Origin of the sequence: Bacillus sp. 2D03, assembly GCF_003946765.1 — a bacterium.
Lineage (GTDB): Bacteria > Bacillota > Bacilli > Bacillales > Bacillaceae_G > Bacillus_A > Bacillus_A cereus.
Genome location: NZ_RPSJ01000006.1, coordinates 288,500 through 311,483 on the forward strand (window position 1 = coordinate 288,500; position 22,984 = coordinate 311,483).

A 22,984-nucleotide genomic window follows, 5' to 3' on the forward strand; every position below is an offset into this window, starting at 1 on the left:
GTGTTATGATACTTTTAACGATAGGAGCAATTTTGTTAACGTTATTTATTTTCTTTATTATCGGCTTTATTACGTTTATGATGTTTGTTGATAAGGCGACACCTCAAATATATTATACACCTTGTGAATCAGTGACAGTGAAAACTAAAGGTAAACATAGAAGGAAGAAAAGTTGAAAGTTGGCTTTTCTTCCTTCTTCTATTACATCCCCGAAAGAACTAACAACAATAACCCAAATAAAAAACTAGTCAAGGAAAGAAAACCGATACATATTGAGAATACACGATTATTCCCCATTCGCGCCAGAAAGTTATAAAACCTAAAATACAAAGGAAAAACCAAATGGGTAGGAATAGGAACTCACTAACTTTTGCGGGGAGTAGCGAATAAAAAGTTGTTACATATAAGATCCAATTAGTAAAAAATAAAATGCAAACGATAATAGATTGTAAGTAGAGGCGGTTGAAAAATCTCCTTTATAAGATTGTTTTTATCACGCATTAACAGCCCGATTGGTGAGGGGGAATAATCAGTGGAGTATTAACCCACCCCACTGATTGAAGTTTCACTTTACAAGAAATGAATCTATTAAATTGTATGCTTGTTTTGTAGAGTGCTCGTTATATTTTTCAGTGTACGGATTTAGAAATCCATGTTCACCGTGTAGTTGTTTTATTTCTAATAAAGGATTCTTTTGTTGCTGCAATGTGTGAATTAAAGAGGATACTGAAAAACTAGATTCTTTTTCAGGGAAAATAAGTAAGGTAGCACATGTTGGTTTTATATGAATATAGTCACGTATACGAGAACCGTAACATCCGATAATAAAATCAATTTTCGGATTGTTACTACATAGCCAGGAGATGGTAGCTCCAACACTAAAGCCCATAAGTCCAATATGTGTATAACTACTAGAAAGATGAGAAATGAATTCTTCAATTTGCTTTTTTCCATAATCAAATCCAATATGATTTACAAAATGTTCATATGCTTTTTCTTCATCACTATAATGAAATGCATGTTGTAATTGTAGAAGATTAGGACAGAATACGTCTATATGAGATGAAGTAAAGTGCTGGGTAACGTGATGCATATGGTCGTTCACACCATATATTTCATGAACAATAACGAGAGCTACTTTTTTCTTCATAGTTATAAATCGCCTCTATGAAACTTAAATTCTTTCTCAACAAGGCAAATACGCAGGTGGAAGTTTTCATACCAGTGCTCACGACCTCTTTTTTTCGCTTCTTTATGTAAGGTGTTCTTTTTCCAATTTTCAATTGCATCAAGTGATTCCCAATAAGAAATTGTTATCCCGAGCCCAGAATTACCTCGTGCACTTTCTACACCTAAAAATCCAGGTTGTTGCTTTGCGAGTTTTTCCATTTCTTCGGCAACGGTATTATAGTCAGTTGTATCATTTGATAAATTAGAAGTGAATATAACTGCATAATAAGGCTTGTTTTTTTCTAAATTAGATGCCATTATTTTTCCCCCTTAATCTATAGTACAAATAATTAATCCATAGTTTGTATTTTAGCAGGTCACAAAAAGAAAAGAAGTAGAAAATTCTTATTTTTTCAGCTCATGTAAAATAAAGGATAGAAGAAATTTATAATAAGTAATCTGAAAGAAGAAAAATGCCACTTCAAAAGAGAAGTGGCATTTCTTATATTTCCTCTAAGCTATTAACTGGAACAGTTAATTCGCGTCCTGGGTTTTTTACTTCATATATGCGGGCGGTTTCATTGCTTTCATCGACGTGTTGAATCATAACAGGCATGCCTTGAAAATTGACATTGGCTTGTTCTGCTGACATAGAAAGCTCTATTGCACGTTGTATATTCATTTATATTCCTCCCATCATTATTATCTTTGCTAAAAAAGAGGAATAATATACCATTTAGAGACATTCTTAAAGTTTTTGTATTATTTGTAATGTTTCTTTAATAAATGAAGTGAAGATGGAATCAGGATAGGCCTGTACGATTTCATATGCTTCTGTTACTTCTTCAAGAGCTCTTTTTTTATCATTAAGTTTCACATAACAAAGAGCGCGATATGCCCCAGCTGTTGTAAGCCGTGCGTGATCAAGTGGATGGTTTATATAATCTGGTATGATAGCGCGTTGCAATGTTTTTAAAGCTTCTTCGTATTGTTTTAAACCATACAAAGCTTTTCCTTTTTCAAGATAATATGATCCATCATCTTGAAAAATTGGCTCATCTTTTAATTTTTCTCGAAATTGTTCTAAATGTTCTAATGCAATTGTATATTCATTAGCAATTGTGTTGTAGTAGAAAGCTTTTAAAAGATCAATAACCGCCGCAGAGAAATTATCTTCTGTAAAAATGGCGAATTGCTCTGATTTTTTTATGTAATGTAAATATTGTTCTTTATCAGCCGTGATTACTTTTTGATAAGATAAAATACGATAAAATTCATCTGTTTTATAATACACTTGATGTTTTTTTGAAAATGCAAGTGCATCTAAAATGACACTTTCACATTGTTCGTAATCACCACATGCAAGAAAAATAATTGCTTCATATAAATATAATTCGATATGTATAATGAGATCCATTTCTAAATGTTTCTCTTCATAGTCATTTCGGATACTAGCTATAAGTTGTAAACATTCAGCATATTTTTTACGTGTGAATATCGTAAAGGATAATTTTAATTTTGTTTCCGTACTATCCCGGTATAACGTATATTTCTCAAAAATAGAAGTAGCCTTTTCAACGTAATATTCAATATTGTAATCTTTCATTTTAGCCGCAGCTGTTACAAACTGTTTATATAAACGAGCAGTATTCAAAGTGGGAGGTAGCTCTTTTTGAACGATCGGTAGTAAAACCTCATATACTTCATCGTACTTGTTTGCTTTTATTAGTTTCTCCGTTTGTTGAATGAGTCCTACAATTTCTACATCATCTTCTTCTAATAAAAAACTCGTTTCACATTCAAGTTTGTCAGCGATATATTGTAGTGTTTTCATAGAAGGTGTAGCTTTTCCATTTTCAATTTGACTTAGCATACTTTTTGTGAGTTCTGAACCTGCTAGATCAGTTTGAGTAAGCTTTTTTTCTTTTCGTAACGTTTTAATTTTTTCACCGAGAGTAGCCATATAATTGCTCCTTTATAGTTAGAAAGTTAAATGTCATTAAACTTTTTGTTGTAAAAATTGGAAAGTTAATTATATAATAAGTTTAACACAATTTAACTTTTAAGGGGAGAGTGTCAAAAATGGGGGATATAAGTATAGGACAAAATGATTCAAGAATGAAGATTGCAACGAGAAATATTATTTTAATAATGATTGGGAAAATGACGTCTTTATTAGGCGCAGGTATTTATACGTTTGCAATGGGATTATACGTATTAAAGACAACGGGTTCAGGAATGGGGTTTGCAACTACGCTTATTTGTGGATCGATTCCAAGGCTAATCTGTGGACCAATTGCTGGTGCTGTAGCTGACCGCGTCAATCGAAAATGGCTTGTCATCGGTACCGATTTGTTAAGTAGTTTAACAATGTTTATTATGTTTATCCTTGCAACTACTTTTGGGCCATCACTTCTGTTTATTTATGTTTCAGCAGCATTATTATCAATTTGTGCGAGTTTTTACTCTGTTTCATTAACTTCATCTATTCCAAGTTTAGTAGATGAAGGACGTATTCAAAAAGCGAGTGCCTTGAACCAGACGGCAGCATCTTTATCAAATATTTTAGCACCGATTATTGGCGGAGTTGTATTTGGTTTCTTTTCAATTAAATCGTTTTTCCTATTGAATAGCATTACATTCTTTTTAGCGGTTGTTGTGCAATTGTTTATCGTATTTGATTTATACAAAAAAGAAGTGGCTGAAAGTAAAGAGCATTTCTTGACGAGTATAAAAGAAGGGTTTTCATATGTGAAAAGACAGCATGAAATATATGGTTTAATGAAAATTGCAGTAGGGGTAAACTTTTTTGCGAGTGCACTTTTCGTTTCACTTCCATATATTATTGTTCAAAATTTGCATCTATCTTCGAAACAACTCGGTGTTGTAGAGGGAATGTTAGCAGTTGGGATGTTAATTGGTGCAATTGCGTTATCAGTACGTAAAGAAGTGAATAATCCGTTTCGCTCTGTTTATATTGGGTTGTTTTTATTTGCGAGTTTGAGTTTATGTACAGTGTTTCCATTAGTAGTCACCATCCCGAAAGTAGCAAGTTTTATTTACTATATCGCTTTTATGATGTTAACTGGTATATCAATGATGGTTGTAAATATCCCGATGCAAGTACATTTGCAAAAGACGACAGATCCAAGTTATTTAGGACGCGTTTTCGGCTTACTTGAAACAATTTCTACTGCAATCGCACCACTTGGTATGATTGTATATGGACTACTATTAGATATGTTGCCAACTAGCATTGTTATGATGACAATAGGCGGAGGTTTATTGTTAGTTGTATTAGTTGGAGTAAAGCAACATATGGCGAAAAAACAACTAGATGTGTCCGCTTAAAAATAAGAAAATAATAAAAATTTGACTTATCATTATAAAAATGACTAAATTAGTATTTTAGTTTTTGAAACTCTTTTTCATGTATGTTAAAGTAAAGTGAGCTTGCAAAGAAAAGGAGACAACAGCATGAAAAAATTAAGTTTTGTTATGCTTTTTCTATTAGTTGTAATGGTTGGATGTAGCAATTATGACACATATATTGAAACAGGTATGCAATCATTGAAAGATGAAAAGTATAGTGATGCAACTATGTGGTTCGAAAAAGCAGAAAAAGAGAAATCAGGAAATGAAGCCAAATCATATAAAGAAGTTGCTGAGAAAATGGATCACGGAGCAACAGCATTAAAAGACGGTAAGTATTTAGAAGCGAAAGACATTGCAAATGAAGTGTTACAAAAGAAAAAAGATGATGAACTTGAAAAAGCTGTAACATCAAATGCAGAGAATATGCTTCAAAAAGCAAAAGATGTGGAAGAGAAAGTAAATGAAAGAGTGGCAAAGCGTAGAAAGGTAGAAGAAGAAGGAATCGATAAAATTATTAAAGCTGTCGATAGTATAGATGAAGTGAAAGAAAAAGAGAAGAAAGTATCAGAAGCATTAGATAAGGCTGAAGAGGCGCAAGCAAAAATTGAGGCAAAGAAAAATAAATAGATTTATAGTTTAAAAGGCTGTCGTGCATAACGACAGCCTTTTAATTTTTTGTTGCAAATGAAGTGATGCTCTGTAGTAAAAAAGAAATGATTTTAGAATTCCATCTGTCCTCATGATGAATCGTATAAATATTACGCTGAAATTCAAATTCAGGGATTGGTATATAGCATAGCTCATTTCGTTGTATTTCTTGTTCGATAGCAAGTTTAGAAATCAAGGCAATTCCATTACCATATTTTAAAATTTGTTTCATCGTTTCTAATGAGTCTAATTCAATTTCTGATTGGAATGTAATGTTATGCGCTAACGTCCATTGTGTAAGTAAATCTCTTGTTGTAGATGGGTTACGATGCAATAGTATGCGTTCCTTTTCTATATTTTGTAACGATACATTGTCTTTCTTTGAAAAATGATGTTCTTTGGAAAAGGCAAGAACAAGTGTATCGGGCATTATATTCGTTTGTTTTAAAAGTGGTTCATCAAATGGAGCAGCGGAAATTATCCCAAGATCGATTTCGTGATTTTGTAGCATCATTCGAATTTCAGGGGCTGTTTTAACTAGTAGCGTTATTTTTATATTGGGAAATTCACATTGAAATTGATGAACGACTGCTGGCAAAAGATAAGTCGCTGGTACATAACTAGCGCCGATTGTTATAGCACCTTTATGAAAATCTTTAAACTCTTGCGTGACACGTCTAGCTTCTTTCATAAGTGCATCTATTTTACAAGCATAATGGTGCAAAGCCTCACCAGCCTCTGTTAAGAAATACCTTCCAGAACGTAATTCGAATAAAGACACACCGAGTTCTTCTTCTAAGCTTTTTATATGAAAAGTAATAGTTGGTTGTTTAACGCCAAGTTTTTCTGCAACGATTGTAAGCTTTTTGTATTTCTTAATAAGTACTACAATTTCTAATTTCAAGAGATTCATTATGAATTGCCGCCTTTTTTATTTTAACTATAGAAAAAATCTATAGAAATAAATAGTTTATTAGAAGTTTTTTAATTTAATCTTTACAGTACATTAACATTCAGTATAAATCTTCCATATAGAATGAAAGCAGGTTAAGAATGAGGGGAGAGAGGTGAGACGATGGATATTAAAATTAATGGATTAGAAAAAACATTTGGAAAAACACAAGCGTTAAAGCCGTTGCAGATTGTAATGAAACAAGGGGAATTCACTACACTTTTAGGACCTTCGGGATGTGGGAAAACGACTTTACTTAGAATGATAGCAGGACTTGAAGAACCGGATAAGGGAGAAATATATTTTGGAGACCAGTGCATATATTCTGCTACAAAAAAGATAAAGACATCTCCTCATGAACGGAATATCGGTATGGTATTTCAAGATTTTGCTTTATGGCCGCACATGACTGTTTTTGAAAATGTTGCATTTGGTTTAAGGGCTACAAAGCAAACGAATCATTTAAGAGAAAAAGTAGAGGATGCGATAAAGCGAGTTCGCCTGCAAGGTATGGAGAAAAGGTATCCACACGAACTTTCTGGTGGACAGCAACAACGTGTCGCATTCGCTAGAGCAATTGTAACAAAACCTCATTTTATTTTGTTTGATGAACCGCTAAGTGCACTCGATGCAATTTTGCGAGAAGAAATGAGAATAGAGCTTATGGATATCGTTCATTCCATTGGTTTAACTGCACTGTATGTCACTCACGATCAAACAGAAGCAATGTCAATGTCAGACCAAATTATTGTCATGAAACAAGGAGAAGTATTACAAAAAGGAACACCGGAAGATATTTATGTGAAACCGTCTCATGAATTTGTTGCCAAATTTGTTGGTAAGGCGAATTGGCTTGTAGAGGGGAAAAGAATGATTCGTCCAGAGCATGTGAGTTGGACAAAAAATGATGTGTGCGAAATGTATACAGGTGAAATTCAGCATGTTACATATGTAGGAGAACGTTATGAAGTGAAAGTAAATATGGGGACTTTAGGCATCTGGACAGCCTATCACAATAGTAAGCTAAGCATCGGGAAACCAGTATCGTTATATGTACCAAAAAAATGTATTCATCATATAGGGGGAGAATCGTATGAAGAAATTCAGTTCGCTTAAGTCTTTATTTGTATGTACTTTACTATTTTCTACTGTAGTAACAGGTTGTAGTTCAAAGACAGGTAATGCAGATGCAAAAAGTAAAAATATGAATGAAAAGAAAATTGTTGTATATAGTGCAGGGCCAAAAGGGTTAGCAGAAAAAATTCAAAAAGACTTTGAAAAGAAAACTGGTATAAAGGTGGAAATGTTTCAAGGGACAACTGGTAAAATTTTAGCGAGAATGGAAGCTGAAAAGAAAAATCCAGTCGTTGACGTTGTCGTACTCGCTTCCTTACCAGCGATGGAAGGATTAAAGAAAGAGGGTCAAACGTTAGCTTATAAAGAGGCGAAACAAGCTGATAAGCTGCGTTCTGAATGGTCAGATGATAAAGGCCATTATTTCGGGTATAGTGCTTCAGCATTAGGGATTGTGTACAATACAAAAAATGTGAAGACGGCGCCTGAAGATTGGAGCGATATAACGAAAGGAGAATGGAAAGGGAAAGTGAATCTTCCAGATCCAGCACTTTCAGGTTCAGCTTTAGACTTTGTAACAGGATACGTGAAAAAGAATGGACAAGATGGATGGAATTTATTTGAGCAGCTTAAGAAAAATGAAGTTACAGTAGCAGGAGCAAACCAGGAAGCGTTAGACCCAGTTGTAACAGGTGCGAAAGATATGGTCATTGCGGGTGTTGATTATATGACGTATAGCGCAAAAGCAAAGGGTGAACCTGTTGATATCGTATATCCAAAAAGCGGAACAGTTATTAGCCCACGTGCAGCGGGGATTATGAAGGATAGTAAAAATGTTGAAGGTGCAAAAGAGTTTATTGATTATTTATTATCCGATGATGTACAAAAACAAGTTTCTAAAGCGTATTTATTGCCTGGTAGAACAGATATAAAAGCTGAAAATAGACCAAATGTAGAAGAGATTCCAGTATTAAATATTGATTGGAAAACAGTTGAGAAAGAGCAAGATGAAATAGGGAAACAATTTAAGAAAGTATTTCAATAAGATGGTGATTCCATGGTAAATCGATTCGTATCAGTAAGACAAGTTGGAATGACGGTAGCGTTATTACTTGTGGGGATGTTAATCGTCATTCCACTTTTTCTTATTTTATTTTCTAGTGTATATGAAAATAGCAGTTGGAATTTTTTAAAGCCTTTTGAAGTGATGCAGAGTGGTGGATTAGCGGGGATTTTTCTAAATTCGATGCTTCTAGGTGTACTCGTTGTAATAGGTGCTACAATATTTGCATTTCCATTGGCATTTATTATGAGCAAAACAGATGTAGGAAAGTATAGTAAGTTAGATATTGTTTTTATGATTCCATTTATGACACCGCCGTATATTGGATCGATGGGCTGGATTTTGTTCATGCAACCTAACGGCTATTTTGAACAATTTTTCCCGATGCTAAAGACAGTTTCATCATCGTTTTTTAGTTTAGGAGGTATGGTATTAATTATGAGTCTGCATTTATTCCCATTCCTTTATTTTATGCTGAAAAACACGTTACTTCAGATTGGGAGTAGTAAAGAAGAAGCTGCAGCAGTTCATGGCGGAAGTTTTTTCTATCGCTTAAGAAAAATAATATTGCCGTTATTAGTATCAAGTTATGTAATGGGTGCTTTACTCATTTTCGTAAAGACGATTGCTGAATTTGGAACACCGGCTACATTCGGACGTAGAATAGGATTCCACGTGTTAACATCAGAAATTCATAAATTTATTTCGAGTTGGCCAATTGATTTCAGTAGTGCAACAGCATTATCTTCTTTATTACTTAGTGCTTGTATGCTCATTTGGTATATGCAAAATGTATTGAATCGAAAGTATTCATATGCAATGGTTAGTGGAAAAGGTGTGAAATCTAAAAGATATACTTTGTCTATATTTACGCGCGTTGTAGCATGGATGTATGTAATTGGTTTATTAATCGTATCAATTGGAATTCCATACTTTTCTATACTTATTGCTTCTTTTTCAAAATTAAGAGGCGGCGGTTTACATGTAAATAACTTTACAACAAGCCATTATGAGGCATTGTTTACAATGGGATCTCCGGGATTAGAGGCTTTATGGAATAGTTTTCTTTTTTCACTCGTAACAGCGATTATTGCGGTAATTATTGGAGTCTTTTTGGCACTTATGATTCGAAAGGGGAAAAAAAACTCTGAAAAATGGCTTGATATGTGCGGTATGTTACCGAATATGGTACCAGGAATCGTTATGGTTGTAGGTCTTATTCTATTTTGGAATTCACCATATATGCCTATGTCAATTTATAATACACCAATTATGGTTATCATAACGTATGTTGTTCTGTTTTTACCTTACACGGTGCAATATGTAAAATCATCACTCGGACAAATTGATGATTCTCTCGTACAGGCAGGAAGTATTTTTTCGGGAAATTATATTTATATTTTTAGAAAAATAATATTGCCTCTTATTATCCCAGGCATTCTTGCCGGATGGGCGATGACATTTACAATTTCAATAAGAGAGTTAGTAGCATCACTTCTCGTATTACCTCCATCAGTAGAAACGTCAGCAACGTTTGTTTTTGCTCAATTTGAACAGGGTGAAGTATCTATAGGAATGGCGATGGCCGTTGTTTCTGTTGGACTTACAACAATGTGCTTATTACTGCTGCAACATATGGAGCAAAAACGAAAAGGGGTAGCATGATGAGAATGGAAGTATGGGGAGGAGCAGGGGAGTACGGTCGCTCCTGCTATTTTGTAAAAAATAAAGAGACGAAAATATTATTTGATTGTGGTATTAATCGATCATATGAGAATAGTTATCCAAAAATAGAGGGAGAAGTTGTTCCATTTTTAGATGCGGTATTTTTATCACATATTCATGAAGATCATACGATGGGTTTACCTTTATTGGCGAAGTATGGATATAAGAAAAAAATTTGGACGACTCGTTATACGAAGGAGCAACTGCCGTTATATTATGAAAAATGGAGAAACTATAATGTGATGCAAGGGTGGAAGTTACCTTATAGCGACCAACATATAAAAGATTTAAATTATGTATGTATTGATGAGATTAGTAATCCAAATGAATGGATACAAATTACTCCTACATTGCGGTTTCAGTGGGGGTATAGTGGGCATGTATTAGGAGCTGTTTGGTTTTTAGTTGATATGTGTAATACATACGTATTTTATTCAGGCGACTATTCAGCAGAGTCTAATATACTACGAGCTAATTTACCTGAGAAATTCGGCCACAATATAAAAGTTGCAATTGTAGATGCCGCTTATCACACAGATGATGTTTCGCAAAATGAAAGATTAGACGATCTATGTGCAGAAATTGAACGAGTTATGCAAAATAAAGGAATAGCATTATTACCGCTGCCACAACTTGGTAGGGCGCAAGATATAGTATTGTATTTATATGAACGATATAAAGAATTTCCGCTTATAGTAGATAAAGAAATTTTGGCTGGATTTGAAGAGATGTTCATATATAAAGATTGGATAAAAAATAATGAAGAACTTAAACGGATTATGGAGAGTTTAAAAAGAAGCATAATAGTGATGGATAATGACATTAGTATGCAAAATAGTTACGGAATAGTTGTAATGAGTGATGCGAATATGCAAACGAAACGAGCACAGTTATACTATGAACAACTTCGGAATGAAAAACGGAATGCCGTTATTTTTACTGGGCATATTGCGAAAGGGAGTTTTGCAGAAAAAGTTATGAAAGAACATGTAAGGAGTACATGTAGGGTGAAGCGAGTTCCGTATAAAGTTCACCAAAGTATAAGAGACGTTAAAGAGATGTTAAATACATTATTACCAGAACATACGGTGTTAGTGCACGCTTTGAAAGAGGATACGGATCGATTACAACAAAAGCTAAGTACAGCAGGGTATGAAAATGTATATTCACTTGCAATGGAACGTATAGAAGTCATTTGAAATGTAAAGGGGATAGGTATATGAAAAAAGTATTTGTATTCGTCAGCATTTTCTTTTGTTGTTTCCTTTATAACGTTAAGGAAGGGTTTGCAGCTAGTCCAATGAAACCTAGTTTTGAAGTAAAGTTATTATTGAAGCCAGAACAAGTATTAGGTGATAACAAAGAGATGAAGCAAGAGGTGCTAGAACATTTCCAGGCTGGTACAAAATATGAAAGAATACAAGTGCAATTTTTAGATACTGCGAATAAAAGTTTAAGCGAGGAAGGTTGGTTTGCTAGAATTCGAAAGAAAGAATTTAGTAAAGATTTTGAATTAACATATAAAAAAAGATATCCTATTCCAAATGGTGTAATTCAAGATGCACTAGAAGTAGCTAAAAAAGAAGGATTCGATAGTAATACGGATAGTTATGAGGCGGAAATAGATTGGGGATTTGAGAAGAAAACATTAAGCATTTCAAATAAGAAAAGTTACAGCGCTAAAGGATATGGGATACTTGATTTACCAAATGAACAAGCTGCTCAAAACATGTTAATAGAAAAATTACCAGGGAAAATGAACAAATGGTTGTATACAAATTGGGGAGAGGAAATGTTAAAGAATTCCCGTATTTACGGTCCTGTATTAATGAAACGATATACAGGAGAGTTTGAAAACATAAAAGCAAATATTGAAATTTGGCCATTAAGTAATACCGGAAAATTAGAAGATGACTTCGTAATAGAAGTGTCATTTAAAACAAATGAAGAAAGTATTGCGACAAAACAAAGGGAATTATTAATGGCGAGTTTAGAGAAAAAAGGCTGGTTATTACCGAAAGATAGTTTGAAGACAGAGCTTATTTTTCAGTAAATGAGAAAAAAAGGAATCCATATTTCTTGGATTCCTTTTTCTAATATATGAGTATTAAGCTAAGTCAGCTGACACGAACATATCACTATTTTGAAGGTTTTTAGAGCGTAAACTATAAGCAACTACCTTCTTTTTATATTGTTTTACAACATCAACATGCTCCTCGTGACTATAAATATAAAATGTAAAATTCTTTTTGCCACGTTTTGCATTGATAATTAAAGGCGTACCCTCATTGTGTGGTGGTGCATAATAGCGATCTAAAAATAAACCTTCGTTAAAATCATGAATAATTTTTGATTTCTGTTCGCCTTCTACGTTATTTCCATGAATTGTAATAGTCACATTCTCTTCTTCAAGTTTTGGATGTGTTTCGTACTTGCTAATAATGGATTCAATAACAGTGTTAGGAAGGCTAGAAACGATAATTTTAAATGCTCCAAATACAACTAACATTACAATAAACCAAGTCGTCATAGTATATCATCCCCTTTATTCTATTTAATAATATAACTCATATGGTAATAGTACATATGGTGAAGTTTTGTATAATTTGTGAAAAATATGCCATTTTCACGAACGAAATGTTAGAAAAATCAATTTTGTTACAAAAAGTTGAAATCGAAGTATTTTAAAAGAAAAAGGTTTATAATAAAAATATAACTAATAACCACATTACTAATTATAAGGAAGTGTAACTATGAGTACTGTAGCAATCGTATATGGTATTATTCTTTCCACAATTATTGTTTTGTTTTTCGTTGGGGTTTCACGTTATATTCATAAATGGAAAGAAGGCGTTGCGAAATTAAATCACATTGAAGAAGAACTTAGTGATTTAATGTTACATCATGGTAAGTAAACATTTATTTTTTAACTAAACAATGTGAAGAATATCACAAAACGTGCTTTCCTAATGAAGGCATGTTTTTTTGTTGTTTAAGAAAAGAGGTATTTTTGTATAAATAATCTAATTATTACTTAAAAAGGGAAATTTATTTAGTATAATATATAATATGTTTATTTTAGGGGGAGTATCATGAGGGGATTAAAAGTTGTTGGAATTATAGCTGGAATTACTATAGTAGGCTGTATAGCTTTCTTTTCAGTGAAGGAATATGTCAATTCCAAAGAAGACTCTAATTATGTGCTAAATTACATAAAAGAACATAAGGATGATAAAACAACTTCTTTAATTGTTAAAAGAAATGGTGAAACATTGACATCAATAAATGAAAAAGAAAAATTACCGCTAGCAAGTATGTCGAAAATCGTTATAGCAATTGAATATGCTAAGCAAGTAGCTGAAGGGAAAATAAGAAAAGACGAGAAAATTTCATTGAAAGAATTAGAAAAATACTATGTGAAAAATACTGATGGTGGTGCACACCCTGCATGGCTAGATGATGTAAAAGGTAAAGAGTTAGTGAAGGGTGGTCAAACTTCTTTAGAAGAAGTAGTGAAAGGAATGATCCATTATAGTTCGAATGCGAATGCATCATATTTATTGGACAAGCTTGGAGCAGCGCGGATAAATGAAAGTTTGAAAGAGTTAGGCTTAAATAGTCACGATGAATTTTATCCAACGTATACAGGGGCATTATATATGAGGGGCTATGTTGAAAAAGAACTGCATATTCCTCAAAATAAAGCATTGGACAAGCTACGTAATATGTCTAATGATGAATATGTTAAGCATGTATGGCAAATACATGAATGGATGAAAGACGAGAAAGAATGGACAAAACGCGAGATATCGTTAAAAGCCGATATGGATTTTCAGCGTATTTGGTCAGATCGGTTTATAGGTGCAAATGCGAAGGATTACATGAGTTTATTGGAAAAGATAAATAGCAGAAATTATTTTACACCACAAATGCAAGGTGAGGTTGAGAATATATTTAAAGGAACCGTAGGAGAGGGTATATTCGAATTTGCTGGACAGAAAGGTGGTTCTACGGCATTTGTATTAACAAATAGTTTCTATGGTACTGATAAAAAAGGGAATAAGATTGAGATTGTCTTTATGATGAACAATTTGAGTGAAAAAGCATTTGAAAAACTTCTAAGTAATATGGATTACTTTATTCGAGATATTGTCATAAGTGAGGAATTCAGAAATAAATTATAATGAAATAATTTTATTATGTAAACAAAGGGGCACTTATGAAAAGTGCTCTTTTGTAATACAGGATTTTCCAATCTTATTATTGAATATAGATGGAAAATAAGAAAGGAGGTTGAAAAATGACAACAATATATTTCGTTCGCCATGCCCATTCTACATATACAAAAGAAGAACGGGAACGACCTTTATCTGAAAAAGGGCACTGTGATGCAGAAAATGTAACGCATTTATTAAAAGATAAACATATTGATGTTGTTATTTCTAGTCCTTACAAAAGAGCAATCCAAACTGTACAAGGAATTGCGAATACATATAAATTATCAATACAAACTGAAGAAGATTTGCGTGAAAGATTATTGAGCACAGAGCCAGTATCAAATTTTAATGATGCTATGCAGAATATGTGGAAAGATTGGAGTTTTGCATACGAAGGCGGAGAATCAAATACTGTAGCACAAAAGCGCGCTGTAATATGTATACAAAATATATTAAAAAAATATGAAGGTAAGAATATTGTAATAGGTACGCATGGGAATATTATGGTATTACTAATGAATTATTTTAATTCGAAATATGATTTGGAGTTTTGGAAAACACTTCATATGCCTGATGTGTATAAATTAAATTTTGATAAAAATCGTTTCATTTCTGCTGAAAGAATAGAGAAAACAGGTCATCGGTTAAATATTTTGTAAAAGTTTATCAAAAAAAGAGGAAAGAGAGAAGTTATTGTAGAAGTATGACTTTGTAACATAAAAAATATATGTTAAAGGAGGCTGTTTACATGTTTGAGAAAGAGAAAGAAGGGCTTATTGAAGTTCACAACGTATATGAAATTGCACCAGCAGATGGAACAATTATTGGTATGGCAACAGAAGAAGAAATGGAAATTGCTGCTGAACTAGAGCTGCAGTACTATGCCCATTCTCGTTTGCTAGAAGCAAATATTCAGTTAGACGGTTCCTCCTATAAAGAGTTACTTCAGGAGTTCCAGGAGTACGAAAGAAAATCAATGAGCTTTTGGCGAGCAATACATAAGCGTTTAGCTGTGCCATGGGCATGGGTATTACGTATTGATGTTGCGAATGGCCCTATTTATGTAAGTAATGGGAATGCTTATTACGAAGAAATCGATGATGAAGAAGATTATGAATAGATAAGTAAGGAAGCAACTTTAGTTGCTTCCTTTTTTTATTTATAGAGATTGAACAGCCCCAATAATAATATCAGGCCGATCAATTTCGATTCCGTGACCAGCATGTTCGGCAAGTATATATTGGCTATGTATTGAGAGTTGTAATTGTTCATGGATCAGTTCTTGCCACATTGCTTCAAGTTGTGTTGCTTCCTCTTCTGGCATGCCACCATTAGTCAATTGAGTAATAGAATATTGAGGATCTCTACCGATAACGATTAATGGTATTTCTAATGTTTTACATAGCTCTTTTAGTGAGAGAGCACAGTTTTTCCACTCCGATAGTTCAGAAGCTGTCGCTTTATATAATGAAGGCGAGGTAGAGAATCCAATTTGCTGTTTTGATTGATCGGTGAGAATAGGTTTTAGTTCATTATAAAGTGTGTCTACATCCATTTTGGAGTATGTATTATATTTTTTAAGCCACATATCATCCGAGTCAGTTTGATCAGAAATTGGTAAATGAAGTTCATCTAAACGGTGTAAGTTCATCGAAGTAGAATCAACTAAAATAAGTGCTTGCAGCTTATCTTCATGTAACATTGCAAAATGTTGTGCACATAATCCTCCATAGGAATGACCGATTAGAATAAATGGCTCTTGAATAGCTAGTTTGTTTAGTAACATATGTAGCTCTTTTGTAACTTGCCTTATTGTACGTGGCTGATTGCCTAAATCACTTTTCCCGTAACCTGGGCGATGGTATGAAACGACTGTAAAGTGCTCTGAAAGCTTTTCTATAATAGGAAACCAATCATAAAATGAGCAACTCATTCCGGTTTGAATGACTACAGTTTGTTTACCAATTCCTTTTATATGTACTTCTATATTTTGCCCCATTATTTCTACAAATTTATGAATGTTAATTCCCCCTAAGCTTGAAATAATTTTTGAAAAGCAAAAACGATACACCAAACACCTATACCGAGTAGGACAGATGTACTAAGTGTAAATGAATTTTTTAAACCAATATAGACGATAAATAATAGTAGTGCTGATGCGGGGAATCCATATAATACCCCTAAAGCAAATTGACTCAATTCTTGTTTATTCCCGCCTTCAAATGAAATCCAAAATAGACTAATTAAACTCACGAGAGGAAGGGCAGCAATAAAGCCACCTATCGTACTGTAGTGTTTAGCGACTTCAGTGATAACGCCGATAATAAGTGCCGAAACGATTACTTTAACGAGGAAATGCATATTTTGCCTCCTTCGCTAATAACGAAAATGCTTTTTCAATTAATTGTTGTTCTTCTTTTGATAACTGTGATTCTAATATTTTTATCTTTTCTTTATCTAGTAAAGTATGTTTTTCTAATACTTCAATTCCTTCAATTGTTAATGTAAGGTTTACCACTCTTTCATCTTTTTTATTTCTCTCTTTAACGATGAACCCCTTTTGAATAAGGCGCTTTATATGTTCAGATGCTGTGTTATGAGAAAGGCTAAGCTCAGTAGCGACTTTTCCAATTGTTATATCTTTCTCACGAGAAACGATTTGTAAAATACGAATTGCTTGGTGGGAAAGATTGTCCTCGTATTCGTATCGTAAGTGATAATAAATGCTCTCCCAATGTTGATTAATGTTGTTCATAATAATAAATCCCCTTTTTTATATCGTATAGTAAGATATATTCGTTGTTTTAGAAATAAAATCCTTTTATTTGGATAAAAAATGTTGAAAAAGTTTATTTTTATTGAAATATAAGGTAATCTATGTGTAAAGGTATACATTTAGCAAGAGAGAGGATGATAGTTGTGAATACATTCAAATGGATGAGTCATGAACAGATGTATGTAGATGAAATACATGTTGAAAAATGTGGTCCTCTTTCAGTCGGCGTATATGGGGGAAATCAAGAAAGTGATGCCTATGAACGAGGAGATGCGGTACTTGCTTGGTGGGACCCTGAATTACAATTTGAATTTGTTATGATTTTTGATACACACCACAAAACAAAAAATATTGATTATATAATAGAAGCGATTTCAGAAAGAAAAGAGAAATTAAAAGAGTTATTTTCCTATCCAATACATTTAGCTTTTCATCATACACATATGTACTTATTAGCGTTATTTACAGATGAGTTATTTATTAAAAAGTGTGATCAAGATGATGAGGAACTCGCTTGCTTAATTTGTTTACGAAAAGGCGAATTTTTATATTGGTTATCAGTTGGTGATTGTTTCGCGTATTTATTCCATTCTGAGAAAACGAAAAATGGAAAAGGACGATTAAATAAACGGAAAAATTACGAATATATTGGCAGGAAAAATATTTTTGCAGCAAATACACCTTGCTTTACGTCAGGTGTAAGAGGATTAGAAAAAGGAATGAATCACATTGTAATGGCAACGGACGGTATTTTAGAGTGTGACAAACGAAGGTTTGATGATGATCAATCTTTAGTAGAAATATTACACGACGGAAATAGCTTGCAGATTGAGCCCGTATTAACAAATGTACTGCAGTGGAAAGGTAGAGACTGTGCCACGATTATTGGATGGTCTATTGATACTGATAATAAACAATGTGCTAATTAATATAAAAGGAGTTCAAGGTTTTTATCCTTGAACTCCTTTTTGTTAAGCAATATGGATGTGATATGTTTTCAACCATTCATTTACTTGTAGCATATACTCCATGGCACTTCTTGCTTCAAAATTGTTAATCACTTTATTACTTTGATCAGCAATTGAAAGTAAGATGGAATGGTTAATAAGTGAGAAAATAGGATTGTTTTTATTGTTACACATATCAAGTGTTAAATTACGGATTGTTTGTAAGTAGTGTGGATCTTGTGAAGTTGGATAAGCGCTTTTTCTTCTATTGCGTACATCGTCAGGTAAAGCTGGTTGTAGTGCTCTACGTAAAATGCCTTTTTCAATATTATCAATACTTTTTATGTTGAAAGGAACATTCCATAAATATTCAACTAATCTATAATCGCAAAACGGTACACGAACTTCAAATCCAACAGCCATACTCATACGATCTTTACGGTCAAGTAAGAAAGGAAGGAATCTTGTTAAAAATAAATAAAACATTTGACGTTGTTTCGCGGATTTTTTACTTTCGCCTTCAAGAGTAGGTACTTCAAGTATCGCTTCTTGGAATCGTGTATCAATATAGTCTTCTAGATTACATTGGTTACTTACTTCATTTAGTAGAAGAGGAGATGTATTTTTCCAATTTGTTAGCCAAGGAAACTTATCTACATATAGTAGTTCTTCTTGATGAAACCAAGGATATCCACCGAATACTTCATCAGCCGATTCGCCGGATAAAGCTACGGTCGCATCTTTTTTCATTTCGCAAAATAGTAAATATAGTGAAGTTTCCATTTCACCAGCACTCGGTAAATCTTTTGCATGAAGGGGAACGAATAAGTGATTTGCTAATTCTTCAGCATTCACAATAATATCATGATGCGCTGTCCCGACATGTTCAGAAACGCGTTTTACCCAAGGAGCGTCTAAACCAGTGCGAGCAAATGTCAGTTCGAAATCTTTTGCGCTATTTACAAAGTCAACAGAATACGTATGAAGTGTTTTATTTTCAGCAGCAAATTCTTTACCCGCAAGTGCAGTAATACCGCTAGAGTCTAATCCGCCTGATAACATACAAACGAGAGGAACATCGGCAATTAATTGTCTTTTTACTGTATCTTGTAAAATAGATAAAATATGCGAAGATGTATCTTCTATAGAGTCTGTATGGAACTTACTTTCTAAATGCCAATACTTAGTAACTACTTTTTTATGACGTGTAAATGTTATAGAATGTCCAGCACGTACTTCTTGAATATGTTTAAAGACGCCACATCCTGGAGTGCGAAATAAGCCTAATCCAAATATTTCATTTATTCCATTCGCATCAATTTCAGCAGGGACAGATGGATGCGCTAATAATGCTTTAATTTCAGAGCCGAAAATAATACTGCCATTTCTTTCTGTAAAAAAGAGTGGTTTTACACCTAAATGATCTCGTGCTAAAAACAATTGTTGCTTCTGATCATCCCATAAGGCAAAAGCGAAAATTCCGTTTAAATGTCGTACGCAGTCTTCTTTCCATTCTAAATAAGCATGTAGTAATACTTCTGTATCTGAATGGGTTTCAAATGCATGCCCACATTTTTGAAGCTGCTCTCTCAGTTCACGGAAATTATAAATTTCTCCATTATAAGTAAGAGCATACGTATAATCACCAGCACGAAATGTCTTAGGCTGTGTCCCGCCTTCTGGATCAATTACAATTAAACGCCGGTGTGCAAAGGCCGCATGAGGTGAAAACCAAAATCCTTCAGCATCCGGACCACGATGCTCAATACTATTTGCCATCTTTTTTAAAATAACATGTTGATTTGAAAGGTCTTCTTTCCAATCTACCCAACCTGTAATTCCACACATACACATCTCATCTCCTAATTTTTAAAATAGATTAATGAAATAAAATGTACACTAAATTAAAGAGTGACTATATAAATAGTGTACTACATGAATTAAATTACAGACTTGAGAAAGTTTTCTTTGAATGCATAGTTATGTGAGAAAATGGCTAAGGGAAAGTATTCCATTACATACAAAAAATAAAAAAGATGAGAGAAAAAATTTTCTCAGACGTTATATAGGGTGTAAAAGCTTTTACAAAACAATAAGGGGAATCGCTACATGAAATCAAATGAGAAAAATTTTATAAAAAGATTACAGCGGCAAAAAGAAGACGCGTTAGAATTCGTTGTCGATACATACTTACCACTCATAAAGGGGATCACGCATAAAGTTCTACTTCCCATTCAAAATGATGGACTCATAGAGGAATGTATAAACGATATATTTCTTTCCATTTGGAATAACGCAAATAAATTCCATGGAGAGCCGAGTGATTTTAAAAAGTGGATTGCAGCGATTGCGAAGTTTAAAGCAATTGATTATTACCGGAAATCGACTAAAACAGTAGAAATCATTTCAGATGAGTTTCATATCAGTACAGAAAAATCAGCAGAAGACGAATTAATCGTTATGGAAGATAGGGAAGAATTATTGAAGCTCATTAATCAATTAGAACCGCTAGATCAAAAGGTGTTCATTATGAAATATTTACTTGGTATGAAGACAGAGGAAATAGGTGACAAGTTAGGATTAACTCGGGCAGCAATTGATAATCGAGTGTACCGGGGGAAAAAGAAACTACAACAAAATGCTACGAAAATTAGTTTTGGAGGTAGTGCAATATGAAAGACATTTATGAACTATTAAATGATATTGATATAGATGAAAAAGAATTAGAAGAAATTGAGGCTTCTGAAATTGAAAAGGAAAAAGTAAAACGAAATGTAAAACAATCGATACGTACGAAGAAAAAGATGAAAAGTTGGAAGAAGGGTGTCGCTGCTGCATCAATTTTAGTAGGGTTATCGGTTGCAACTCTTGGTATCGGATTTCCTACATATGCCGGGGGATTGCCAATTGTAGGTGACATATTCCGATTTTTAGATAATGGTAGAACAGGGTTATATGAAAATTATAAGGAATTTTCGACTGAGTTGAATATGACAAAAGAGAGTAATGGGGTTAAGGTTACAATTAATGATGCTGTATTCGATGGTAGAACAATTACAATTACATATTCTATTGAGAGCGAAAAAGATTTAGGAGAGAAACCGTTCCCATTTGGAAGTCCGCAAGTTATGGGCTTTAATGGCGGAGGAGGTAGTTCGAATGTTACAAAAGTTGGAGAGGGAAAATATGTAGGTATGACTACGATGAGTGGTCATGGTAGTGAAAGGTTAGATGTTGCAAATGTTTGGTGGGATATAGAGGCAATTGAGTTGGATTATGAAGGTAATGTAATAAAGGGAAACTGGAATTTCGCGCTTAGTTTAAAAGCAATGGATAGTAAGGAAGTAAAAGTTAATGGGGTTTCTGAAAATGAATTAATAAAAGTAAATATAGACAAAATGGAAGTAACTCCGATGTCATTTATCGTTTTTTTCAATCAGGAAGAATCTAAGGTATTAAGAAGTATATGGGATAGTGCGGATGTTGAGTTAGAAATAAAAGATGATTTAGGAAATCATTATGCTGGTGAAGGAAATGGCGGAAGTAGTACAGTAGCAGAGCCACATAAAAGTAGTTGGAGTGCTACATTCCAAAAGTTAAACGAAAATGCAACAAAGCTTATCGTTACACCACGCGTACACTTACGAGTGCATACACCTGAAAATCATGGTGGAGTGGAATATGTGAATGGAAAAGAGAAGAAAATTGAAGTGCCGAAAAAAGAAGCGAAGAGTAAAGATATTGTTCTAGATGATATCGTAATTGATTTAAAGAAATAAAAGAGAGACTGCCTAAAACAAGTAGGCAGTCTTTTTTCGTTAAGAACTAGTTACGAGTAACGCATGGGGATGCTGCGTTTTATATTCATCTTTCCAAGGAATATTTAGTTGTTCCCACGATTTGCCGCTATCATTGGATTGAAACACGCCGTTGTTATTTAAAGTGTAAAATGTATGTGGTTCTGCAGGATTTGTCGCAAACATTGAGATGACTGTGCCGATTGCAGATGGTAGACCTTGTTGTACTTGCTCGAAAGGAGTATCTTTCGTTTTACGATAAATATAAGATTCATAAGGAATACGGTGATGAGCGAGGTCAGCACTTGGTGCGGCAGAAACGAGAATTGTATCGCAATCAGCCGGATCAATAGCCATGCTGTATAAATAATGATGTTCAAGTCCTGCACTACATGAGATCCAGCTGTTTCCATTGTTATAACTCTCAAGATAAGCACGATCAGGTCCGCCCATAAATCCGTCACCACATGATGCATAAAGGCGATTTGGTGCTTCAGGGTGCATAAGTAATTGATGAGCATCGATAGGAGCACCGAATTTTTTATCAATCCATGTATGCCCTTTATCATTACTTTGAATAACAGCACCAGCTTCGATTGAAACGTGTATTGTATTAGGGTTGTTTGGATCAACTGTAATCCAGCGTACGTGATGGGTAAAAGGTCTAGGCGGGAAAGCCCATGTATAAGAAGATAATAATGATTTCATATTTTTAAGTTCAGTCCACGTTTCACCACCATTTTCAGAGCGAAATAAAGCGCTCGGTTCTGTGCCGACATAAACGACCCCATATCCGTTAACTTGTTCATTTGAGCTTATTGTTATGGAAGTGATAGAGGAGTGCAAAATACCATCTTCTTTAGGGAAATCAAAGTAACGATAAGAATCTCCAATTGGTCTCCATGAATCCCCACTATCGTCACTTAACCATAAACCTCGTCCAAATGTACCACAATATACACGGTTTTGTTGGAATGGATCAACTGCAATACAGGTAGGTTGCATATTTTGTAAGTGATATGTTGTTTCAAAGTGACCATATAGTTCTTTCACTACAACAAGTTCACGCTCCATACAGAGAAACAGTCTTTTCAATTTCGTCCCCTCCTTAAAAATTCTTTCATTAGTAAACAATATGAAAATAAAAAAGAAGTAGTCTTGTTTTATTTGAGAAAAAGGGATTGTTTAAAAAATAGCGAAGTGTGTATACAGAGGAAGCGGGCGTTTACAATCAGTCAAT

The 22,984-nt window shown here is 33.9% G+C and carries 27 protein-coding genes and 1 pseudogene; 16 read left to right on the forward strand and 12 right to left on the reverse strand.

The genetic code is table 11. The annotated features are described in order from the left end of the window. The first annotated feature begins 5 nt into the window (after nt 1-5). Nucleotides 6-176 (forward strand): DUF3951 domain-containing protein, encoded by a 171-nt coding sequence (locus EBQ15_RS16220; protein WP_000602236.1) that lies wholly within the window; start codon nt 6-8, stop codon nt 174-176. Nucleotides 177-201: 25 nt separating this feature from the next. On the opposite strand, the pseudogene EBQ15_RS16225 reads toward EBQ15_RS16220, so the two are convergent. The 5 genes and pseudogenes from EBQ15_RS16225 to EBQ15_RS16245 all read right to left on the reverse strand — a co-directional run. Continuing rightward, a pseudogene (locus tag EBQ15_RS16225) lies at nt 202-470 on the reverse strand (hypothetical protein); the annotation flags it as partial. A gap of 95 nt (nt 471-565) precedes the next feature. Further along, the gene (locus tag EBQ15_RS16230; protein ID WP_000730924.1) at nt 566-1,150 is read right to left on the reverse strand and encodes a dienelactone hydrolase family protein; all 585 of its coding nucleotides are present in this window, start codon (nt 1,148-1,150) and stop codon (nt 566-568) included. A 2-nt stretch (nt 1,151-1,152) separates the two neighbouring features. Beyond that, nucleotides 1,153-1,488, reverse strand: coding sequence for an antibiotic biosynthesis monooxygenase family protein (locus EBQ15_RS16235; RefSeq protein WP_000157878.1), 336 nt, complete (start codon nt 1,486-1,488; stop codon nt 1,153-1,155). Between the two features lie 184 nt (nt 1,489-1,672). After that, on the reverse strand, nt 1,673-1,852 hold the full coding sequence (locus tag EBQ15_RS16240; RefSeq protein ID WP_001025731.1) for an H-type small acid-soluble spore protein: 180 nt from the start codon (nt 1,850-1,852) through the stop codon (nt 1,673-1,675). A gap of 66 nt (nt 1,853-1,918) precedes the next feature. Continuing rightward, complete coding sequence (locus EBQ15_RS16245) at nt 1,919-3,133, reverse strand: transcriptional regulator (RefSeq protein ID WP_000212386.1); 1,215 nt, start codon at nt 3,131-3,133, stop codon at nt 1,919-1,921. A 119-nt stretch (nt 3,134-3,252) separates the two neighbouring features. On the opposite strand from EBQ15_RS16245, the gene EBQ15_RS16250 reads away from it, so the two are divergent. Further along, on the forward strand, nt 3,253-4,521 hold the full coding sequence (locus tag EBQ15_RS16250) for an MFS transporter (RefSeq protein ID WP_000502487.1): 1,269 nt from the start codon (nt 3,253-3,255) through the stop codon (nt 4,519-4,521). Nucleotides 4,522-4,647: 126 nt separating this feature from the next. Further along, entirely contained in the window at nt 4,648-5,172 is a 525-nt protein-coding gene (locus EBQ15_RS16255; protein WP_000736449.1) for a DUF4398 domain-containing protein, read from the forward strand. 40 nt (nt 5,173-5,212) lie between these two features. On the opposite strand, the gene EBQ15_RS16260 is transcribed toward EBQ15_RS16255, so the two are convergent. Beyond that, nucleotides 5,213-6,106 carry a LysR family transcriptional regulator gene (locus EBQ15_RS16260; RefSeq protein WP_001050594.1) on the reverse strand — a complete coding sequence of 298 codons (894 nt, stop codon included), beginning with the start codon at nt 6,104-6,106 and terminating at the stop codon, nt 5,213-5,215. Nucleotides 6,107-6,268: 162 nt separating this feature from the next. Here EBQ15_RS16260 and EBQ15_RS16265 point away from each other — a divergent pair, with 162 nt between their 5' ends. The 5 genes from EBQ15_RS16265 to EBQ15_RS16285 are packed head-to-tail and all read left to right on the forward strand — an operon-like array spanning nt 6,269 to nt 12,060. Next, nucleotides 6,269-7,261 carry an ABC transporter ATP-binding protein gene (locus EBQ15_RS16265; protein WP_000351798.1) on the forward strand — a complete coding sequence of 331 codons (993 nt, stop codon included), beginning with the start codon at nt 6,269-6,271 and terminating at the stop codon, nt 7,259-7,261. Next, nucleotides 7,239-8,264: an ABC transporter substrate-binding protein gene (locus tag EBQ15_RS16270; RefSeq protein WP_000714717.1), complete on the forward strand. Its 1,026-nt coding sequence runs from the start codon at nt 7,239-7,241 to the stop codon at nt 8,262-8,264. Before EBQ15_RS16265 ends, EBQ15_RS16270 begins: the two co-directional genes overlap by 23 nt. 12 nt (nt 8,265-8,276) lie before the next feature. Further along, entirely contained in the window at nt 8,277-9,947 is a 1,671-nt protein-coding gene (locus EBQ15_RS16275) for an ABC transporter permease (protein ID WP_000248188.1), read from the forward strand. Then, nucleotides 9,944-11,206: an MBL fold metallo-hydrolase gene (locus tag EBQ15_RS16280; RefSeq protein WP_033682806.1), complete on the forward strand. Its 1,263-nt coding sequence runs from the start codon at nt 9,944-9,946 to the stop codon at nt 11,204-11,206. Before EBQ15_RS16275 ends, EBQ15_RS16280 begins: the two co-directional genes overlap by 4 nt. Nucleotides 11,207-11,226: 20 nt before the next feature. Next, a complete protein-coding gene (locus EBQ15_RS16285; protein WP_000755309.1) occupies nt 11,227-12,060 on the forward strand; it encodes a hypothetical protein in 834 nt (277 codons plus the stop codon). 54 nt (nt 12,061-12,114) lie between these two features. On the opposite strand, the gene EBQ15_RS16290 is transcribed toward EBQ15_RS16285, so the two are convergent. Further along, nucleotides 12,115-12,537, reverse strand: a complete 423-nt coding sequence (locus tag EBQ15_RS16290) for a YfmQ family protein (protein WP_000214592.1) — start codon at nt 12,535-12,537, stop codon at nt 12,115-12,117. Nucleotides 12,538-12,578: 41 nt separating this feature from the next. Between EBQ15_RS16290 and EBQ15_RS16295 the strand changes: the two genes are divergently transcribed. From EBQ15_RS16295 to EBQ15_RS16315, 5 genes are all read left to right on the forward strand, one after another. Continuing rightward, nucleotides 12,579-12,695 carry a hypothetical protein gene (locus EBQ15_RS16295; RefSeq protein ID WP_001987133.1) on the forward strand — a complete coding sequence of 39 codons (117 nt, stop codon included), beginning with the start codon at nt 12,579-12,581 and terminating at the stop codon, nt 12,693-12,695. A 65-nt stretch (nt 12,696-12,760) separates the two neighbouring features. Then, a complete protein-coding gene (locus tag EBQ15_RS16300) occupies nt 12,761-12,922 on the forward strand; it encodes a hypothetical protein (protein WP_000108701.1) in 162 nt (53 codons plus the stop codon). A 177-nt stretch (nt 12,923-13,099) separates the two neighbouring features. Beyond that, a complete protein-coding gene (locus EBQ15_RS16305) occupies nt 13,100-14,191 on the forward strand; it encodes a serine hydrolase (RefSeq protein ID WP_001214673.1) in 1,092 nt (363 codons plus the stop codon). A 116-nt stretch (nt 14,192-14,307) separates the two neighbouring features. After that, nucleotides 14,308-14,883: a histidine phosphatase family protein gene (locus EBQ15_RS16310; protein ID WP_000208264.1), complete on the forward strand. Its 576-nt coding sequence runs from the start codon at nt 14,308-14,310 to the stop codon at nt 14,881-14,883. A gap of 89 nt (nt 14,884-14,972) precedes the next feature. Beyond that, nucleotides 14,973-15,344, forward strand: coding sequence for a hypothetical protein (locus EBQ15_RS16315; protein ID WP_000461766.1), 372 nt, complete (start codon nt 14,973-14,975; stop codon nt 15,342-15,344). Nucleotides 15,345-15,383: 39 nt separating this feature from the next. Here EBQ15_RS16315 and EBQ15_RS16320 read toward each other — a convergent pair whose 3' ends face one another. Genes EBQ15_RS16320 through EBQ15_RS16330 form a run of 3 tightly spaced genes read right to left on the reverse strand, consistent with a single transcriptional unit; the run spans nt 15,384 to nt 16,979 of the window. Beyond that, complete coding sequence (locus tag EBQ15_RS16320; protein ID WP_002098609.1) at nt 15,384-16,295, reverse strand: alpha/beta fold hydrolase; 912 nt, start codon at nt 16,293-16,295, stop codon at nt 15,384-15,386. Beyond that, nucleotides 16,256-16,585, reverse strand: a complete 330-nt coding sequence (locus tag EBQ15_RS16325) for a DUF3147 family protein (RefSeq protein WP_000545626.1) — start codon at nt 16,583-16,585, stop codon at nt 16,256-16,258. The genes EBQ15_RS16320 and EBQ15_RS16325 overlap by 40 nt, the downstream gene beginning before the upstream one ends. Continuing rightward, complete coding sequence (locus EBQ15_RS16330; RefSeq protein ID WP_001059785.1) at nt 16,569-16,979, reverse strand: MarR family winged helix-turn-helix transcriptional regulator; 411 nt, start codon at nt 16,977-16,979, stop codon at nt 16,569-16,571. The genes EBQ15_RS16325 and EBQ15_RS16330 overlap by 17 nt, the downstream gene beginning before the upstream one ends. 122 nt (nt 16,980-17,101) lie before the next feature. Here EBQ15_RS16330 and EBQ15_RS16335 point away from each other — a divergent pair, with 122 nt between their 5' ends. Further along, the gene (locus tag EBQ15_RS16335; RefSeq protein WP_001999549.1) at nt 17,102-17,929 is read left to right on the forward strand and encodes a PP2C family serine/threonine-protein phosphatase; all 828 of its coding nucleotides are present in this window, start codon (nt 17,102-17,104) and stop codon (nt 17,927-17,929) included. Between the two features lie 42 nt (nt 17,930-17,971). On the opposite strand, the gene asnB is transcribed toward EBQ15_RS16335, so the two are convergent. Further along, nucleotides 17,972-19,795 (reverse strand): asparagine synthase (glutamine-hydrolyzing), encoded by a 1,824-nt coding sequence (asnB, locus tag EBQ15_RS16340; RefSeq protein WP_000333935.1) that lies wholly within the window; start codon nt 19,793-19,795, stop codon nt 17,972-17,974. Nucleotides 19,796-20,056: 261 nt separating this feature from the next. On the opposite strand from asnB, the gene EBQ15_RS16345 reads away from it, so the two are divergent. Then, nucleotides 20,057-20,623: a sigma-70 family RNA polymerase sigma factor gene (locus EBQ15_RS16345; protein ID WP_000840006.1), complete on the forward strand. Its 567-nt coding sequence runs from the start codon at nt 20,057-20,059 to the stop codon at nt 20,621-20,623. Beyond that, nucleotides 20,620-21,726 carry a DUF4179 domain-containing protein gene (locus EBQ15_RS16350; RefSeq protein WP_000653124.1) on the forward strand — a complete coding sequence of 369 codons (1,107 nt, stop codon included), beginning with the start codon at nt 20,620-20,622 and terminating at the stop codon, nt 21,724-21,726. The genes EBQ15_RS16345 and EBQ15_RS16350 overlap by 4 nt, the downstream gene beginning before the upstream one ends. Nucleotides 21,727-21,765: 39 nt before the next feature. Here the strand turns inward: EBQ15_RS16350 and EBQ15_RS16355 are convergent, their stop codons facing one another. Continuing rightward, the gene (locus EBQ15_RS16355) at nt 21,766-22,839 is read right to left on the reverse strand and encodes a WD40/YVTN/BNR-like repeat-containing protein (protein ID WP_001987089.1); all 1,074 of its coding nucleotides are present in this window, start codon (nt 22,837-22,839) and stop codon (nt 21,766-21,768) included. Nucleotides 22,840-22,984: the final 145 nt, after the last annotated feature.

Coding starts and splice junctions, on each gene's coding strand:
- EBQ15_RS16335 (WP_001999549.1), top strand. CDS start 17,102: ATGTGTAAAGGTATACATTTAGCAAGAGAGAGGATGATAGTTGTGAAT.
- EBQ15_RS16290 (WP_000214592.1), bottom strand. CDS start 12,537: ATGACGACTTGGTTTATTGTAATGTTAGTTGTATTTGGAGCATTTAAA.
- EBQ15_RS16305 (WP_001214673.1), top strand. CDS start 13,100: ATGAGGGGATTAAAAGTTGTTGGAATTATAGCTGGAATTACTATAGTA.
- EBQ15_RS16280 (WP_033682806.1), top strand. CDS start 9,944: ATGATGAGAATGGAAGTATGGGGAGGAGCAGGGGAGTACGGTCGCTCC.
- EBQ15_RS16240 (WP_001025731.1), bottom strand. CDS start 1,852: ATGAATATACAACGTGCAATAGAGCTTTCTATGTCAGCAGAACAAGCC.
- EBQ15_RS16350 (WP_000653124.1), top strand. CDS start 20,620: ATGAAAGACATTTATGAACTATTAAATGATATTGATATAGATGAAAAA.
- EBQ15_RS16330 (WP_001059785.1), bottom strand. CDS start 16,979: ATGAACAACATTAATCAACATTGGGAGAGCATTTATTATCACTTACGA.
- EBQ15_RS16310 (WP_000208264.1), top strand. CDS start 14,308: ATGACAACAATATATTTCGTTCGCCATGCCCATTCTACATATACAAAA.
- EBQ15_RS16315 (WP_000461766.1), top strand. CDS start 14,973: ATGTTTGAGAAAGAGAAAGAAGGGCTTATTGAAGTTCACAACGTATAT.
- EBQ15_RS16260 (WP_001050594.1), bottom strand. CDS start 6,106: ATGAATCTCTTGAAATTAGAAATTGTAGTACTTATTAAGAAATACAAA.
- EBQ15_RS16235 (WP_000157878.1), bottom strand. CDS start 1,488: ATGGCATCTAATTTAGAAAAAAACAAGCCTTATTATGCAGTTATATTC.
- EBQ15_RS16250 (WP_000502487.1), top strand. CDS start 3,253: ATGGGGGATATAAGTATAGGACAAAATGATTCAAGAATGAAGATTGCA.
- EBQ15_RS16265 (WP_000351798.1), top strand. CDS start 6,269: ATGGATATTAAAATTAATGGATTAGAAAAAACATTTGGAAAAACACAA.
- EBQ15_RS16275 (WP_000248188.1), top strand. CDS start 8,277: ATGGTAAATCGATTCGTATCAGTAAGACAAGTTGGAATGACGGTAGCG.
- EBQ15_RS16220 (WP_000602236.1), top strand. CDS start 6: ATGATACTTTTAACGATAGGAGCAATTTTGTTAACGTTATTTATTTTC.
- EBQ15_RS16295 (WP_001987133.1), top strand. CDS start 12,579: ATGGTAATAGTACATATGGTGAAGTTTTGTATAATTTGTGAAAAATAT.
- EBQ15_RS16325 (WP_000545626.1), bottom strand. CDS start 16,585: ATGCATTTCCTCGTTAAAGTAATCGTTTCGGCACTTATTATCGGCGTT.
- EBQ15_RS16285 (WP_000755309.1), top strand. CDS start 11,227: ATGAAAAAAGTATTTGTATTCGTCAGCATTTTCTTTTGTTGTTTCCTT.
- asnB (WP_000333935.1), bottom strand. CDS start 19,795: ATGTGTGGAATTACAGGTTGGGTAGATTGGAAAGAAGACCTTTCAAAT.
- EBQ15_RS16245 (WP_000212386.1), bottom strand. CDS start 3,133: ATGGCTACTCTCGGTGAAAAAATTAAAACGTTACGAAAAGAAAAAAAG.
- EBQ15_RS16345 (WP_000840006.1), top strand. CDS start 20,057: ATGAAATCAAATGAGAAAAATTTTATAAAAAGATTACAGCGGCAAAAA.
- EBQ15_RS16270 (WP_000714717.1), top strand. CDS start 7,239: ATGAAGAAATTCAGTTCGCTTAAGTCTTTATTTGTATGTACTTTACTA.
- EBQ15_RS16300 (WP_000108701.1), top strand. CDS start 12,761: ATGAGTACTGTAGCAATCGTATATGGTATTATTCTTTCCACAATTATT.
- EBQ15_RS16255 (WP_000736449.1), top strand. CDS start 4,648: ATGAAAAAATTAAGTTTTGTTATGCTTTTTCTATTAGTTGTAATGGTT.
- EBQ15_RS16230 (WP_000730924.1), bottom strand. CDS start 1,150: ATGAAGAAAAAAGTAGCTCTCGTTATTGTTCATGAAATATATGGTGTG.